Source organism: Thalassolituus oleivorans MIL-1 (genome assembly GCF_000355675.1).
GTDB classification, from domain to species: domain Bacteria; phylum Pseudomonadota; class Gammaproteobacteria; order Pseudomonadales; family Oceanobacteraceae; genus Thalassolituus; species Thalassolituus oleivorans.
The window spans coordinates 858,579-875,412 of sequence record NC_020888.1 but is presented as its reverse complement, the minus strand read 5'-3'; the positions used below and the strand labels follow the sequence as shown (position 1 = coordinate 875,412).

Annotated in this window: 14 protein-coding genes; all 14 read right to left on the bottom strand. The window is 46.1% G+C overall.

Annotated features, from left to right (window positions below; translation table 11 throughout):
* Position 1: 1 nt before the first annotated feature.
* Positions 2 to 421 carry an 8-oxo-dGTP diphosphatase MutT gene (gene mutT / locus TOL_RS03940; protein WP_015485987.1) on the bottom strand — a complete coding sequence of 140 codons (420 nt, stop codon included), beginning with the start codon at positions 419 to 421 and terminating at the stop codon, positions 2 to 4.
* Positions 421 to 1,638, bottom strand: a complete 1,218-nt coding sequence (argJ, locus tag TOL_RS03935; protein WP_015485986.1) for a bifunctional glutamate N-acetyltransferase/amino-acid acetyltransferase ArgJ — start codon at positions 1,636 to 1,638, stop codon at positions 421 to 423. The genes mutT and argJ overlap by 1 nt, the downstream gene beginning before the upstream one ends.
* A gap of 16 nt (positions 1,639 to 1,654) precedes the next feature.
* The gene (secA, locus tag TOL_RS03930; protein ID WP_015485985.1) at positions 1,655 to 4,396 is read right to left on the bottom strand and encodes a preprotein translocase subunit SecA; all 2,742 of its coding nucleotides are present in this window, start codon (positions 4,394 to 4,396) and stop codon (positions 1,655 to 1,657) included.
* Positions 4,397 to 4,494: 98 nt separating this feature from the next.
* Positions 4,495 to 5,424, bottom strand: a complete 930-nt coding sequence (locus TOL_RS03925) for a M23 family metallopeptidase (RefSeq protein WP_041588397.1) — start codon at positions 5,422 to 5,424, stop codon at positions 4,495 to 4,497.
* Positions 5,425 to 5,560: 136 nt separating this feature from the next.
* Complete coding sequence (gene lpxC / locus TOL_RS03920) at positions 5,561 to 6,466, bottom strand: UDP-3-O-acyl-N-acetylglucosamine deacetylase (protein WP_015485983.1); 906 nt, start codon at positions 6,464 to 6,466, stop codon at positions 5,561 to 5,563.
* 98 nt (positions 6,467 to 6,564) lie between these two features.
* A complete protein-coding gene (gene ftsZ, locus TOL_RS03915) occupies positions 6,565 to 7,731 on the bottom strand; it encodes a cell division protein FtsZ (protein ID WP_025266128.1) in 1,167 nt (388 codons plus the stop codon).
* Between the two features lie 61 nt (positions 7,732 to 7,792).
* Entirely contained in the window at positions 7,793 to 9,028 is a 1,236-nt protein-coding gene (ftsA, locus tag TOL_RS03910) for a cell division protein FtsA (RefSeq protein WP_015485981.1), read from the bottom strand.
* A complete protein-coding gene (locus tag TOL_RS03905) occupies positions 9,028 to 9,810 on the bottom strand; it encodes a cell division protein FtsQ/DivIB (protein ID WP_015485980.1) in 783 nt (260 codons plus the stop codon). Before TOL_RS03905 ends, ftsA begins: the two co-directional genes overlap by 1 nt.
* On the bottom strand, positions 9,800 to 10,720 hold the full coding sequence (locus TOL_RS03900; protein ID WP_015485979.1) for a D-alanine--D-alanine ligase: 921 nt from the start codon (positions 10,718 to 10,720) through the stop codon (positions 9,800 to 9,802). Before TOL_RS03900 ends, TOL_RS03905 begins: the two co-directional genes overlap by 11 nt.
* Before the next feature lie 2 nt (positions 10,721 to 10,722).
* Positions 10,723 to 12,144, bottom strand: a complete 1,422-nt coding sequence (murC, locus tag TOL_RS03895; RefSeq protein ID WP_041588679.1) for a UDP-N-acetylmuramate--L-alanine ligase — start codon at positions 12,142 to 12,144, stop codon at positions 10,723 to 10,725.
* Between the two features lie 22 nt (positions 12,145 to 12,166).
* Positions 12,167 to 13,237 (bottom strand): undecaprenyldiphospho-muramoylpentapeptide beta-N-acetylglucosaminyltransferase, encoded by a 1,071-nt coding sequence (gene murG / locus TOL_RS03890; protein ID WP_015485977.1) that lies wholly within the window; start codon positions 13,235 to 13,237, stop codon positions 12,167 to 12,169.
* Entirely contained in the window at positions 13,230 to 14,390 is a 1,161-nt protein-coding gene (ftsW, locus tag TOL_RS03885; RefSeq protein WP_015485976.1) for a putative lipid II flippase FtsW, read from the bottom strand. Before ftsW ends, murG begins: the two co-directional genes overlap by 8 nt.
* Positions 14,387 to 15,739, bottom strand: a complete 1,353-nt coding sequence (gene murD / locus TOL_RS03880) for a UDP-N-acetylmuramoyl-L-alanine--D-glutamate ligase (RefSeq protein ID WP_015485975.1) — start codon at positions 15,737 to 15,739, stop codon at positions 14,387 to 14,389. The genes ftsW and murD overlap by 4 nt, the downstream gene beginning before the upstream one ends.
* Positions 15,740 to 15,751: 12 nt before the next feature.
* A complete protein-coding gene (mraY, locus tag TOL_RS03875; RefSeq protein WP_015485974.1) occupies positions 15,752 to 16,834 on the bottom strand; it encodes a phospho-N-acetylmuramoyl-pentapeptide-transferase in 1,083 nt (360 codons plus the stop codon).

Sequence of the window (16,834 nt, the reverse complement as noted above, 5' to 3'; positions counted from 1 at the left end):
GTTAGTTAAGTGCGTCTAAACGCTGCTGAATAGCAACCACTATAGGTTGATTGGCATCGGGAAAGGTAAACTCGTTTAAGCGCGAATAATGAACCCAACGGACTTCTTGGCCTTCAGCGCCATGCGCGAGTAATGCATCATTCATATTGGCTTCAACCCAGCAGACATCAAGCAACACACGCTTGTCTGGGTATTCGAATGGAATTTTCATCAGCGAAGTAATGGCACCAAGTGCAACCGGTAGTGCCACTTCTTCGTCGAGTTCACGCACTAAGGCCGCTTCTACGGATTCATCCGCTTCCACTTTGCCACCAGGAAACTCCCAGCGGCCACCTTGGTGTTTATCGTCAGGGCGGCGAGCGATCAGAATATCTTGATCATTCACCACCACAACAGCAACGGCTACGTGAACTTGCTTCATTACGAACGGTAGTTGGCGTTAATCGTTACGTATTCGTGCGACAAGTCCGTTGTCCACAAAGCTTCTGTCACATCACCGCGACCTAAGATAATACGAACGGTAAACTCCGACTGTTTAAATACAGCAGCACCAGCAGCCTCCGTATAACTATCGCAACGCCCGCCATCCTGAACGATTTGCACATCTTCGATATAAATCTGCACACGATCAAGATCAAAGTTCTGCACACCAGAACGACCAACAGCTGCCAAAATACGGCCCCAGTTAGCATCGGAAGCAAACATGGCTGTTTTAACTAAAGGCGAATGCGCTACGGTATAAGCAACATCCAATGCTTCTTTCTGACTAGCCGCTTCGTCAACTTGGATGGTCACAAACTTAGTTGCACCTTCACCGTCACGAACAATGGCTTGCGCCAAAATCTGGAAGGCTTCTTTCAACGCATTGTATAACGCTAGCGCCGCAGCACTATTCGCATCATCGATCACTAGGCCACTCTGGCCCGTTGCAATTAGCATGCAGGAATCGTTGGTCGAAGTGTCGCCATCAATCGTGATGCGGTTAAACGAACAATCGGCAAACTCTTTACACCATTGCTGCAACAAATCTTGGCTTACACCAGCATCCGTTGCGATATAACCCAACATGGTGGCCATGTTCGGCATAATCATGCCGGCACCTTTGGAAATACCCGTAATGGTTACAGCTTTACCTTCGATGCTAATTTCACGGCTATAGCCTTTAGGCAATGTATCTGTGGTCATGATGCCTTTAGCAGCACGAGCCCAGTTATCCTCTGCCAAATTTTCTAATGCCGCAGGAATACCGCGTTCAAACGCCGCCATATTTAATGGCTCACCAATCACACCGGTAGAAAACGGTAAGATCTCTTGCGACGTAACCCCAGTCGCTTTTGCCAGCATATCGCAGCTAACTTCTGCGTTGCGGAAGCCTGAAGGACCCGTTCCAGCGTTAGCATTGCCTGTATTAATCAACATATAACGCGCAGATGCTGCCGCCATATGTTTACGACATAGCTGAACGGGGGCTGCACAAAAGGAGTTAGTGGTGAATACACCCGCCACACTACTACCCGGAGCCAATTCTAAAATAACCATGTCGTCGCGGTTCTGATAACGCACAGCCGCCTGTGCGATACCTAAACGAACCCCTTTTACTGGGCGAAAGTCTTCAAATACAGTGAAGTTTACAGCCATTTTCTTTTGCTACGCCTTATGACAATTTGCCATGACAATGTTTGAATTTTTTGCCTGAGCCACAAGGACACTCGTCATTGCGCCCAACTTTTTGTTCATCACGAACGTACGGCTGTGCTGGTTGCTCGTCGGCATCATCGCCGCCGTCACCTTCAATTGCCGTTGCTGCTTCATGTTGATAACTCGCACGAGCAGCCTGTGCTGCCGCCTCAGCGCGACGTTTTTCTTCTAACTCACGGACCTCTTCTTCTTTGCGCACCTTAACGTGCGAAAGAATACGAATAGTATCGTGCTTGATATTTTTCAATAGCTCTTGGAACAAGCCAAACGATTCACGCTTGTACTCTTGCTTTGGATTTTTCTGACCATAGCCACGCAAGTGGATGCCTTGACGCAGGTGATCCATGGTTGCCAAGTGCTCTTTCCACAGATTATCCAATACTTGCAACATCACCTGACGCTCAAACGAGCGCATAGCTGTGGCACCTACCGTGGCTTCTTTTTCAACGTAAGCTTCGCTAATGGCAGTCGAAATTCGCTCACGAAGCGTTTCTTCGTAAAGTTTTTTATCGTCATCTAACCACTGCTGCACCGGCAACTGCACATCAAATTCAGAACGTAAGTGGCGCTCTAAACCTTCGATATCCCACTGCTCAGCCAAACTTTGCGGCGTAATAAATTGATCAATGGCATCAGCAACCACATCAGCGCGAATGCTATTAATAATTTCAGAAATATCGCCCATTTCCATTAAATCATTACGCTGGTTATAAACCACACGACGCTGATCGTTGGCGACATCATCGTATTCCAGTAATTGCTTACGAATATCGAAGTTGCGGCCTTCTACTTTGCGCTGTGCTTTTTCTACCGCATTTGTAACCATACGATGTTCAATCGACTCACCATCTTTCATCCCCAATGCTTGCATCATGCCGCGCATACGCTCAGACATAAAAATACGCATTAGGTTATCTTCAAGACTCAAAAAGAAGCGCGTAGAACCAGCATCACCTTGGCGACCAGCACGACCACGTAATTGGTTATCGATACGACGTGACTCGTGACGCTCTGTACCAATGATGTGCAAACCACCGGCTTCTAAAATTGCATCATGGCGCTTCTGCCATGCCGCTTTAATATCGGCAATTTGTGCGTCTGTCGGATTTTCTAGAGCAGCGACTTCCGATTCCCAGTTACCACCCAACATAATGTCAGTACCACGACCGGCCATGTTGGTGGCAATAGTCACTGCCCCCGGACGACCAGCTTCAGCAATAATCTGAGCTTCACGCGCGTTTTCTTTAGCGTTTAACACGTTATGCGGCAAATTCGCTTTCTTTAACACGCCCGAGATGTACTCAGAAGAATCAATAGACGCTGTACCAACAAGAACAGGACGATTTTGCGCAACCACTTCACGAATTTCTTCAACAACGGCATCGTATTTTTCTTTACGCGTCGCATAGATAACATCGTTGTAATCAATACGCTTAACTTCTTTGTTGGTTGGGATAACCACAACGTCTAAGCCGTAAATTTGATGAAATTCGAACGCTTCAGTATCCGCTGTACCTGTCATGCCAGATAACTTTTCATACAAACGGAAATAGTTCTGGAAAGTGGTTGAAGCTAATGTCTGGCTTTCCGCTTGAATGGTTACGCCTTCTTTGGCCTCAATCGCTTGATGCAGACCTTCGCTCCAGCGACGACCAGGCATAGTACGACCGGTATGTTCGTCGACAATAACGATCTGACTATTCTGCACAATGTAGTCGACGTTCTTTTGATAAATAGAATGTGCCTTTAATGCCGCTAATACATGATGCAATAAACCTAAGTTGGTAGCAGCGTATAAGCTCTGGCCTTCTTCGAGGATACCTTCGCGGGTTAGCAGGTCTTCAATGAACTCGTGACCTTCTTCTGTAAGTTCGATCGTGCGTTGCTTCTCGTCGACAAAGAAATGACCATCGACAGTCTGTTCTTTCTCTTTGCCCTCTTCCGCCGCTTTACCCTGTTTCAATTGAGGGATCAGCTTGTTAATACGACGATACATTTCTGAGCTATCTTCCGCTGCGCCAGAAATGATCAAGGGTGTACGCGCCTCATCGATAAGGATTGAGTCAACCTCATCGACAATAGCGAAATAGAGTTCTCGCTGAGCTTTGTCTTCAATAGAAAAAGCCATGTTATCGCGCAGATAATCGAAACCAAATTCGTTATTTGTACCGTATACGATATCGGCCTTATATTGCTCACGCTTTTCTTGGGAGTTTTGTCCTGGCACCACGATACCAACCGATAAACCAAGAAATTCATACAAAGGACGCATCCACTCGGCATCACGACGAGCCAAGTAATCGTTCACAGTCACAACGTGAACACTTTTACCGGTCAGGGCATTTAGATAGGTCGGCAAGGTTCCAACTAAGGTTTTACCTTCACCGGTACGCATCTCAGCAATACGACCTTCATGCAAGGTGATACCACCGATCATTTGCACGTCGAAGTGACGCATCTTCATGACGCGCTTACTGGCCTCGCGACACACGGCAAAGGCTTCAGCCAACAGATCATCGAGTTTCTTACCCGCAGCTAACTGCTCGCGAAACTCGGCTGTTTTTGCCTTGAGCTGGTCGTCGGTTAACGACTCCAAACTGGCTTCAAATTCGTTAATACGAGCAACAAGCTTGCCCATACGTTTTAGTTCACGGCTGTTCTTACTGCCGAAGATTTTACGAAATAAATTACCGATCATGAGGTTTAAGTTGTCCGTAATACAAATAGGTGCGCTGGGCAAAGTGCTAAAGGCTACTTATAACCCAGAATGATGACAAGCGTATTGAGCAGGAAAGTTTAACGCGGCTTACGATGGATATACGCTGCGGGGTCAACTGTGCGACCATTTTTGTATACTTCGAAGTGAACGTGCGGTCCGGTAGAACGCCCGGTACTACCCATAAGAGCGACGATATCCCCCTTACGTACAACATCGCCGACGGCGACTTTTAATTCTTTACAGTGAGCATAACGAGTCTTGTAGCCGTTGCCATGGTTGATCTCAACCATGTTGCCATAACCGTACCTATCATCTGCCCAAGTAACAACACCAGAGGCTACAGCAACAATATCGCCGCCCAGTTTACCGGCGAAATCGACACCGGCATGCCATGCGAGAGAACCATTGAAAGGATCGGTACGCTGCCCATAACGAGACGACATCCAGCCCTTTGTAATAGGACTACCAGCAACAAAGATATCATCACTAAATTTATTCGCCGCCATTAGATCATCAAGAACTTCTAACTGTTGTTCGCGGCTATCTATGCGTTCGGCTAACTCATCTAACACCTGACCAATTTCTGGTGCTTGATACGCTTGCCCTAGAGATGTGGCTGGACCACCCATGGCAGGTTCGATAGAAAAATCGAATTCATCACTTTGCAAATCTGCAACATCGACCAAACGCTCACCTAAAGCATCTAGACGAAGCAATTTACCCTGCATTTCTGCTAAACGTACCGTAAGAGCCTCTAGCTCTTGATCGGTCTGTTTACGTATCTCTTGAAGCTCTTGGCGCTGTTCATCTAAATCTCGTTCCCAAGCGCGAGCAGCATTGAGATCCAATACTCCCTCATCCGTAAGGCGCTCAGCCAACCAATAGCCAGCCGCGCCCATAGCAAACGGCAGAGCAAACAGGATGCCCATAATCACGTTCTTTGCTGACGAACCCAGCCTGTATGTGCGGGATTCACCATGTCTACGGCCGACGATGATGATATTCATAAGTAACTTCTTTCTACTATTATCCGCTGCGTTGAATAATCGCTATTCGGCCTTTACAACTCTAAATACGACAAAGGCCATAATGGAATTATGGCCTTTGTCTGAGGATACTCAAATTTGATTATGTTTCAATACGTTAACCAGCTGCTGGACGCATGTATGTAATCGGGGCCGCTTCTTCAGCAAACTCCACAAACTCCCATGCATCTTCATGCTGCAGCAACTCACGCAGTAGTCGGTTGTTCAGGCCATGGCCTGATTTATGACCGACAAACTCACCAATCAGGCTATGACCTAAGAGGTACAAATCACCTACGGCATCCAAAATTTTGTGCTTAACGAATTCATCGTCATAGCGCAAACCGTCTTCGTTAAGAACACGATAATCATCCACTACAATAGCGTTTTTCACGCTACCGCCCAGTGCCAAGTTCTTTGAGCGCATATACTCAAGATCTTTGGTGAAGCCAAATGTACGCGCACGGCTGACTTCTTTCACATAAGACGTTGAAGAGAAATCCAGACTGGCTTTCTGGATGCTCTGCTTAAATACTGGATGGTCGAAGTCGATCTCAAAACTGACTTTGAAACCATTGTAAGGTACGAAAGATGCGACTTTATCGCCCTCACGAACTTCAATCTTGCGCTTGATGCGAATAAAACGCTTAGGCGCATCTTGCTCGGCAATGCCCGCTGACTGCAGCAAAAATACAAATGGACCAGAACTGCCGTCCATAATAGGTACTTCTTGCGCACTCAACTCAACAATAGCGTTATCAATGCCCAAACCTGCCATCGCAGACAACAAGTGTTCAACGGTATCAACACGCGCATGGTCTTTAACCAGTGTGGTTGATAACGTTGTCTCACCTACTTGCAACGCATTAGCCGGAATATCGACCACAGGATCTAAGTCGGTACGACGGAACACAATGCCACTATTAACAGGGGCAGGTTTAAGCGTCAGGTAAACTTTCTCACCTGAATGCAGACCAACCCCTGTAGCGCGGATTGTGTTGTTAAGCGTTCTCTGTCGAATCATCGGACATTCCTGCCATTATTGAGCAAATTTCATACAAATTTAGTCGCGCATTATAACAGCATTTTTCAGACGCGCTACCGCGCGTTTGTTACATGCTGTTAATCCGCCTGACGACGCAAAAATGCCGGGATATCTAAATAATCCATATCCGGGCGACTGCTCACGTCAATTTGCTTAGCAGTGTTACCTGCTTGACGACTAATCGTTGGTCGCTCGAGCTGACGATAATCAGTACTGCCGTCTGCATTACGAGCTGACACTGTATTATCGACTACTTTAGTTGGTTTTGGTTCCTCAACAACTTTTTGTTGTTGACCTAAACCAGTAGCGACAACTGTTACTCGTAATTCATCTGACATTTCTGGGTCAATTACAGTACCAACAACGACGGTGGCATTTTCTGAAGCAAATTCTTCGATAACAGCACCGACTTCACTGAATTCACCCAGCGATAAATCAAACCCAGCCGTTACGTTAACAAGAATGCCGCGAGCGCCACGTAAATCAACATCTTCCAGTAGTGGGCTACCGATGGCTTTTTCTGCCGCTTCGCGAGCGCGGTTTTCACCAGTCGCAACACCTGTACCCATCATCGCCTGACCCATTTCAGACATAACTGTGCGCACGTCTGCAAAGTCGACGTTGATCATACCCGGACGGGTAATTAAATCGGCGATACCTTGCACAGCACCTTGCAACACATTATTCGCTTCTTTAAAGGCATCTAACAATGACGTGCCTTTACCTAAAACGGATAACAGTTTTTCATTTGGAATCGTAATTAAAGAATCTACATGCTCAGATAAAAGAGCTAGACCTTGATTAGCGATTGCCATACGTTTTTTACCTTCGAACGGGAAAGGCTTAGTAACGACAGCAACAGTAAGAATACCCATCTCGCGAGCAACTTCTGCAACAACTGGCGCACCACCTGTTCCTGTACCACCACCCATACCGGCGGTAATAAAAATCATATCGGCACCTTTAATCGCTTCCGCTATGCGTTCGCGATCTTCCAGAGCAGCCTCACGACCGACTTCTGGATTTGCACCAGCACCCAATCCTTTTGTTAGACCATTACCCAATTGGATAACAGAACGTGCTCCCACGTTTCGCAATGCCTGGGCATCGGTATTAGCGCAAATAAATTCTACGCCTTCGATGTTTCCAGCCACCATGTGTTGAACCGCATTACCGCCGCCGCCGCCAACGCCGACGACTTTAATAACAGCGTTTTGTTGTAAATCATCAGCCAGTTCGAACATATCACCTTCTCTTGTATGAGACATCGCATTATCTCCTATGCCGTGCGTTTAATATTTAATATTAAAAATTGACTTTTATCCAATCTTTTATGCGCAAAAATACACTTTTTTGTTCATCATCAGATCGGTTTGTAAATGTTTTATTGTTTTGTTGTTTGGCTGCAAACAAAAGCAGCCCAACAGCGGTTGAATAAATCGGATTATTAACTATATCTGACAGTCCAGTAACGCCATATGGTTTGGCTAAACGAACCGGCATATGGAATATTTCTTCCGCTAATTCGACTACACCTTCCATTTTTGCAGTACCGCCTGTTAATACAATTCCTGCCGCTACTAAATCTTCAAATCCGCTGCGACGTAACTCCGCTTGAATAAGCGTAAATAATTCGTCATAACGAGGCTCAACAACTTCTGCTAATGCTTGTCGAGATAAGTCACGTGGAGGCCGTTCGCCAACACTCGGAACCTTGATTGTTTCATCTGCTTTCGCCAACTGCGTAAGCGCACATGCGTACTTCATTTTAATTTTTTCAGCATGCTGAGTTGGCGTTCTCAAAGCCATCGCAATGTCATTCGTTACTTGATCACCAGCAATAGGAATAACCGCCGTATGACGAATCGAGCCGTCGGTAAAAATTGCAATATCCGTCGTGCCACCACCGATATCAACCATACAAACACCGAGTTCTCGTTCGTCGTCGGTTAATACGGCATAGCTAGACGCAAGTTGCTCTAAAATAATATCGTCTGTTTCAAGATTACAACGCTGCACACAGCGTTCAATATTTTGAATTGCATTAACAGAACCAGTCACTAAATGTACTTTTGCCTCAAGACGAACGCCCGACATTCCTACTGGTTCTTTAATGCCTTCTTGGTTATCAACTACGTATTCCTGCGGTAAAACGTGCAAAATGCTTTGATCTTGAGGGATTGCAACAGCCTGTGCCGCATCAATAACTCGTTCAATATCGGTCGCGGTTACCTCGCGGTCGCGCACTGCAACAATGCCGTTTGAATTCATCGAATGAATATGGCTGCCCGCAATTCCAGCATACACTGAATGAATAGTGCATCCTGCCATTAATTCTGCTTCTTCCACCGCGCGACGAATTGAATGCACGGTCGATTCAATATTTACCACTACGCCTTTTTTCAGTCCGCGACTAGGGCTGCTACCTAAACCAACAACTTCGATATTGCCGTCGGCATCTACTTCACCAACGATAGCTACAATCTTTGAAGTGCCGATATCTAGGCCAACCAACATGCGTTTTTGTGGTACCTGACTCATCATCCTTTCTCCTGCACAGACTGCCAGCCAATAGCGGCGCCTTTGCCATAACGTAAATCAACCATTGCCACATTTTGATTAGGCAACTTTTGTAATAATCGATGCAGACGACGTACTCTTTCTTCAAAGTTTCGACGCCCAAATGCAACCTGCCAATGATTTGATAAAACAATATCGACAGAGCCTGTATCTGATATGGTCAATTCAGTCACTGTGACCCCCATATCCGATAACATTTGTTGCACTTTTCGAAATCCCCGAACAGCAATATCGGTGTATTCTGCATTGCTCTTTATCTTTGCCAAATTACTGGCATTAAATCCTTCCGGAATCGCCATTAAACTGCCATTAATACTTAATAACTTATCGTCATTCCAAGCGGCCATCGCAACATCTTCATAGGCACTAATGACTATTGTGCCCGGCCATTTTTTTCGTATAACAACATTGGTTAATAATGGCAGCTCAGCTACAACATCATGAACCGTTTGCAAGTCTGCTGTGAAAAAACCTTGGTCTTTTACCCAAACCACTTTTTCAGCAATTTTTTCTGGTGTCCAAACTGATAAACGTCCCTCGACTTCAATACCAGTAATCGGCCACCGAACCATCATCCACTGCGCCGCATAAAATCCTGCAACCAAAACAACTGGGGTGACCAACCAAGCCCAATGAATTTTGATGGCGATGGTCGGCCAGCGAAATTCGCGCGGCGGCTTTTCAACTAATGGCGTTGCTCCACGACGCGGCTCTTTTTTCAGCTTACGTGGCTTAGCCGCCATGACGGAGCTTCGCTTCTTGCAATAAGCGGGTAACTAAATCGGTAAAACTCATGCCGTGTGCTCGCGCCGCCATTGGTACTAAGCTATGGTCAGTCATGCCTGGGCTAGTGTTCGCTTCGAGCAACCAAAACTGACCCGCTTCATCTTGCATCACATCTATACGCCCCCAGCCTTGACCACCAAGAACATCGAATGCTTTTAAAGCAATATTTTGCAGCAACGCTTCTTCATCCGCTGCTAGGCCACATGGCAATAAATATTGGGTATCGTTAGCTTGATATTTAGCGTCGTAATCATAAAACTCATGACTGGTTTTAAGTTGAATAACCGGTAATGCTTCACCATCCACAATCGCTACAGTAAATTCTTTACCCTGTACCCAGCGCTCTGCCAACACCATACCGTCGTACTGACATGCAAATTCATAACTGGCTTTTAAATCGTCAGCGTTATGTACTCGACGCATGCCGATACTCGAGCCTTCACGCGCTGGTTTTACAATGGCATTTTCTTCAAGCTGTTTGGAAATTTCATTCCAATTGCAGTCTTGGCTAAGTAAAAATGCTGGAGGAGTGGGTAATCCTGCAGCCATCCAAATCATTTTGGTGCGCCATTTATCCATTGCTAATGCAGATGCCATCACACCACTGCCGGTATAAGGTTTATTCATCCACTCCAAAACACCTTGAATAGTGCCATCTTCGCCACCGCGCCCATGCAAGGCGATAAACGCAATATCGAATTCAATATCGGTTAATTGGTGAATCGCATGATCCCGAATATCAACCGCTTCAACGTTCGCTCCGGCCTCAACTAAAGTGCGATAAACTTCACCACCACTTCTTAATGAGACTTCACGCTCTGCTGATGTTCCGCCCATAAGAACGACGATTTTTCCTAGATCTTGCACCTTCACGCCTCCACCTCTTTAAGCCATAGCGGTAATTGGTCGGTTAAAGTAATCGCCAAACCGCCGATATCTCCAGCTCCTTGGGTTAACAATAAATCGCCGGGCTTTAATACACGCTTTAGAGGTAGCTCTAGCGATTCATCCCGTTCAATAAAAATTGGATCAACAGGACCACGCTGACGAATGCTTCCGCATAGCGAACGGCCATCGGCACCAGCAATCGGTTTTTCACCTGCAGGATAAACATCCATTAACAGCAAGACATCGGCATCCGCTAATACGCGTACGAAATCTTCGTATAAATCACGCGTGCGACTGTAACGATGAGGTTGGAAAATCATGACTAAACGACGATCCGGAAATCCTTTACGAATTGCATCTAACGTCACCTCAAGTTCGCGCGGGTGATGACCATAATCATCCACCAACATCACATCACCGTCAGCGAAAGGAAATTCTCCACAAACTTGGAATCGGCGGCCGACACCGGCAAATTTTTCTAACGCTACGACAATCGCGTTATCGGCAACGCCTTCGTCATCGGCAACGGCAATTGCAGCTAGCGCATTTAATACATTGTGTTTTCCCGGCATACGCATACGAATTGCTAAAGGCTCGCGATCACCGGGACGCTGAACAACAAACGAAGTAAACAAACCGTCCTGACATAATTCGGTAGCACGATAATCGGCACCTTCGTCAAAGCCGTAAGTAACAAATTGACGACTGATTCGCGGCAAAATACTGCGTACATTTTCATCGTCTACGCAGACCACGGCTAAACCGTAAAAAGGTAAGTTGTGCAAAAATTCAACAAAAGTATTTTTCAGTTGCTCGAAGTCTCCACCGTATGTGGACATGTGATCCGCATCGATATTCGTAACAATCGAAACCATTGGTTGAAGGTGTAAAAAACTCGCATCACTTTCATCGGCTTCAGCTACGAGATAACGACTTTGTCCCATGCGCGCATTCGTACCGGCACTATTTAATTTGCCGCCAATCACAAAGGTGGGATCTAAATCTGCTTCGGCCAAAATCGAAGTCACTAAGCTAGTTGTCGTCGTCTTTCCGTGAGTACCAGCAACCGCAATACCATGGCGAAAGCGCATTAATTCGGCCAACATTTCAGCACGGCGTACAACCGGTATGCGTGCTTCTAATGCGGCACTAACTTCCGGGTTGCTAGCATCAATAGCCGTCGACACAACCAAAACATCTGCACTTTTAACATTATCGGCATCGTGGCCAATCATCACTTTTGCGCCGAGTTGCGCTAAACGTTCGGTCACACTTGAAGCTTTTAAATCTGAACCCGTAATCTGATACCCTTGGTTCAGCAATACCTCGGCAATACCGCACATGCCGGCACCGCCAATTCCAACAAAATGGATGACACGCACACGACGCATTTCTGGAATCATGCTCACCAAGCTTGATGGCGACTTATTGCTCACGGGCAAACCTCTTAATTTGATTAACCACTTGATCAGTGGCGTCTGTTACAGCTAATTTTCTCGCCTGACTCGCCATCTCACGCAGGAGTTCGCGGTCGGAATTGAGTTGCTGCCATTGCTGCGCTAACCACTCAGGACTTAATTCTGATTGCTGCCGAATAAGTGCAGCACCTGCTAATTGTAAATACTGTGCATTAGCAGTTTGATGATCATCGACAGCATGGGGATACGGAACAAAAATCGCCGCACACCCTGCTGCCGCAATTTCAGAAACCGTTAACGCACCAGCGCGACAAATGATTAAATCGGCCCATGTATAAGCCGCCGCCATATCATCAATAAATGCTGTGACATCTGCATCAACGCTTGCGGATCTGTATTCTTGCTGCACAAGTTCAACATTACGTTTGCCAGCTTGATGACGTAATTGTGGACGTTCATTGATAGGCAATAATTGCATAGCCGCCAACACGGTTTGGTTGAGAGCAACAGCACCTAAACTACCACCCACGACCAACACTCGAATATTGCCGCTATGAGATTCGCGTTGTTCTGGCGCAGGTATTTCAATAACCTCGCGACGAACAGGATTCCCTGTAGTGAGCGCATTATCTAACGCGCCCGGAAATGCCTGCATCACACAATCGGCGATTCGTGCTAATAAGCGGTTAGTCATCCCTGCTTTTGCATTTTGCTCATGTATTAACAGTGGGATACCCGATAGATATGCCGCAACGCCGCCGGGGCCTGTGGCATAACCACCTAAACCAACAACAGCTAACGGCTTTACGTCTTTCAGAACTTTCCGCGCAGCCGCTACCGCTTTGATAATTCGTAAAGGCGCTTTTAACAATCCTAATTTGCCTTTGCCGCGCAGGCCGGCAATATCAATGGTGTGCAAAATAATATTATTAGCCGGCACTAAATCTGCTTCGATTCCGGCAGCCGTGCCTAACCATTCAACATTAAAGCCTTGCTCACCCAATTCGCGCGCAACCGCAAGTGCAGGGAATACATGTCCACCCGTCCCACCGGCCATCATCAATACGGTGTTACTCATGATCGCCTCCTGAATTATCGCTATTTTCTAGATTTTGACGTGACTCATAGTCTATGCGCATTACAATGCCGATCATCGCACAGCACATCATCAAGCTACTGCCGCCATAACTAAAAAATGGCAGTGTTAAACCTTTGGTCGGTAACAAACCGGTATTAACACCCAGATTAATAACCACCTGTAACCCGAGTAATGAGGCAATACCAATGGCAATATAAGCAGAGTACATTTGGCCTCTTTTTTGCGCAGCCCAAGCCACACGCCAAATTAATCCAATCACTAACGCTAAACCTAATAAGGCAATGGCACCGCCGAATAAACCAGTTTCTTCCGCCCAAATTGCAAATACAAAGTCGGTATGCGCTTCTGGTAAATAGAAGAGTTTTTGAATACTTTCGCCCAAACCAATTCCGAACCACTCTCCACGACCAAAAGCGATTAAGGATTGTGTTAACTGATAACCAGTGCCATACACATGCTCTGGCGCCCAAGGATCTAAGTAAGCGAGTAGCCGTTCCATGCGGTAAGTTTCAGCGGTTACCACAAAACTACTAACAATAAGGGTGGCAAAAAGTAGTAGAAAGAACTGCCCAGCTTTTACCCCACCTAAAAACAATTGCACCATTGCCGCGCCCATCAACACAACAACTGCGCCAAAATCAGGTTCCATTAGCAGCAAAGCAACCATAACGGCTAAAAGGCCGAGGGGTTTGATAAATCCAGACCACTGACTTTGCACTTCATCTTGGCGACGAACTAGATAACCAGAGATATAAAATACGGCGCTCAATTTCGCGATCTCGGAAGCTTGTATTTTAATGATGCCAAGATTTAGCCAACGCTGACTGCCGTTAACCTCATGACCAATACCGGGAACAAAAACCAATACCAATCCGACAAAACCAATGACCAATAAAATGGCATCTAACTTTGCCCAGCGCGCCATTGGAATCAGACTGATAGAAAATGTGACACCGATACCCAGCAATAAATAGAAAGCATGACGAATTGCAAAATGCGCTGGATTGCCGGTATAGAATTCGGCTATGCCTGTGGAAGCCGATGCCACCATGAGCCAACCAAGCAACAACATGGCTAACCACGGATAAAATAATTGTGTTTCATTTTGCCAGCTAAGGTTCGGCATTTTCATTGTAATGCCTCCACCTGTGCGACAAAATATTCACCGCGCGCAACGTAGTTTTTGAATTGATCAAAACTTGCACAAGCCGGTGACAACAACACAACATCATTTTTCTGCGCATGCTGACGCGCATGATTTAACGCCTCATCAATTGTTTGCCATTGAGACGTTTTGCACGCGCCATCGACACCGTCGACTATACGAGTTGCATCTATGCCATAAGCCAATACTTCAGCAACGTAGGTTTGGCAAAACTCAGCCAGCTCAGAGAAATCTTGACCTTTTCCTTCGCCGCCAGCCAATAACCAAATACGACCATTGATGGTGCGCCCGAGACCTTTTAAAGCAGCAAGAGTAGAACCAACATTGGTTCCTTTAGAATCGTTAAAATAATCAACGCCATTAATATTACGAACCCACTGACATCGATGTGCTAACCCAGAAAATTGTTTGAGCGCCGTAATAACCGCTGCCGGCTTAACACCCAATACAGAAACCAACGCCAACGCAGCTAAAGCATTAGCGACATTATGCTCACCGCGAATATGCAACTCGTCAGCACGTACAATCATTTCACCCTGAGAAGTCAACCAAGTACCATCACTGCGCTGCACGACACCAAAGTCACTATTGCTCTCTTCTAGCCCAAAACTTACTGCGCTAAATCGACCTTCTAGTAGTGGTCGAGTGTGGTCGTCGTCGCGATTAATTACGACCGATTGAGCACCTTGGAAAATGCGTTGTTTAGCACGTTCGTAGTCTGCCATTCCGGCATAACGATCCATGTGATCCGGTGAAATATTTAAAATCGTCGCGACACGTGCTTGTAAGTCGGTAGTGGTTTCTAGCTGGAAGCTTGAAAGCTCCAATACATAAACATCGGTTGCCTCATCGTTAGCCAACAGGTCCAATGCCGGAATACCTAAATTGCCGCCAGCACTTGCACGAATGCCAGCAGCATTCAGTAATGCGGCAACCAGTGTTGTCACTGTACTTTTACCATTAGAACCAGTAATCGCGATCACTGGCTTTTGACATGTTTCAGCAAATACTTGGATATCACCAGCAATTAAACTACCTTGCTGTTGTGCAAATTGAATGGCTTCTTGCTGAATGGTAATACCAGGACTAACCAATAAGACTTGGTACTGGGCAAGTACCTTACCCTGCAACGCGCCCAACATAATGTTGGCATTGGGAAATTCTCGGCGAATGTCTTCTAAGCTAGGCAACGATTCACGGGTATCACACAAATCAAATGCCAAGCCATTTTTCTGACAGAAACGCGCGCACGACAACCCAGTAAGCCCAAGGCCTACAATCAGTCGTTTAGTGTTAGCGTTAGCCAGAACAGACATTACAATTATTCCTTAGCGAATTTTTAACGTAGCTAAACCGAACAGCACCAAAATAATGGTGATGATCCAAAAACGAACAATGACCCGCGGTTCAGGCCAACCTTTCAATTCGAAATGGTGATGAAGTGGCGCCATACGGAAGATGCGCTTACCAGTGGTTTTAAATGAAGCCACTTGCAAAATCACGGATACAGTTTCTGCTACAAAAATGCCGCCCATAATAAACAGAACAACTTCTTGGCGAATAATAACTGCGACAATACCTAAGGCAGCCCCTAGCGCTAATGAACCAACGTCACCCATAAATACTTGTGCTGGATAGGTGTTGAACCACAAAAAGCCAATACCGGCACCAACAATAGCGCCACAAAAAACCGCGACTTCACCGGCACCGTGGATGTAAGGGATATGTAGGTAGTTAGCGAAATTAACATTACCCGCTAAATAAGCGCATAAGCCAAGTGCACCACCCACCATAACCGTCGGCATAATAGCCAAGCCATCAAGACCATCGGTTAAATTCACCGCATTACTTGAGCCAACTACAACAAAATAAGTCAGTACGATAAACATCACGCCCAGCTGCGGCATAACATCTTTAATAAAAGGCACAACAAACTGAGTTTCTTCTGGCGTTTGCGCGGTGTAATACAAATAAAATGCAGCGACTAGAGCAAATACCGACTGCCAGAAGTATTTCCAACGCCCTGGTAATCCTCGAGAGTTTTTCTCAACCACTTTGCGGTAGTCATCAACCCAGCCGATAGCGCCAAAAACAATAGTGACTAAAAGCACGACCCAAACGAAACGATTTTCAAGATCGCCCCAAAGCAGTGTTGAAACGGCAATAGAAAGCAAAATGAGTACGCCGCCCATGGTTGGCGTCCCTGCTTTACTTAAATGCGATTTAGGACCAACTTCACGAATTGCTTGGCCGATTTGATATTCGCGTAATTTACGAATAACTAGCGGGCCTAACAACAAGGACACTCCCAAGGCGGTAATCACACCAAAGATAGCGCGTAAGGTTAAATAATTAACCACACCGAATCCCGAGTGATACTGCGCCAACCAGTCACCAAGCCATAGCAACAT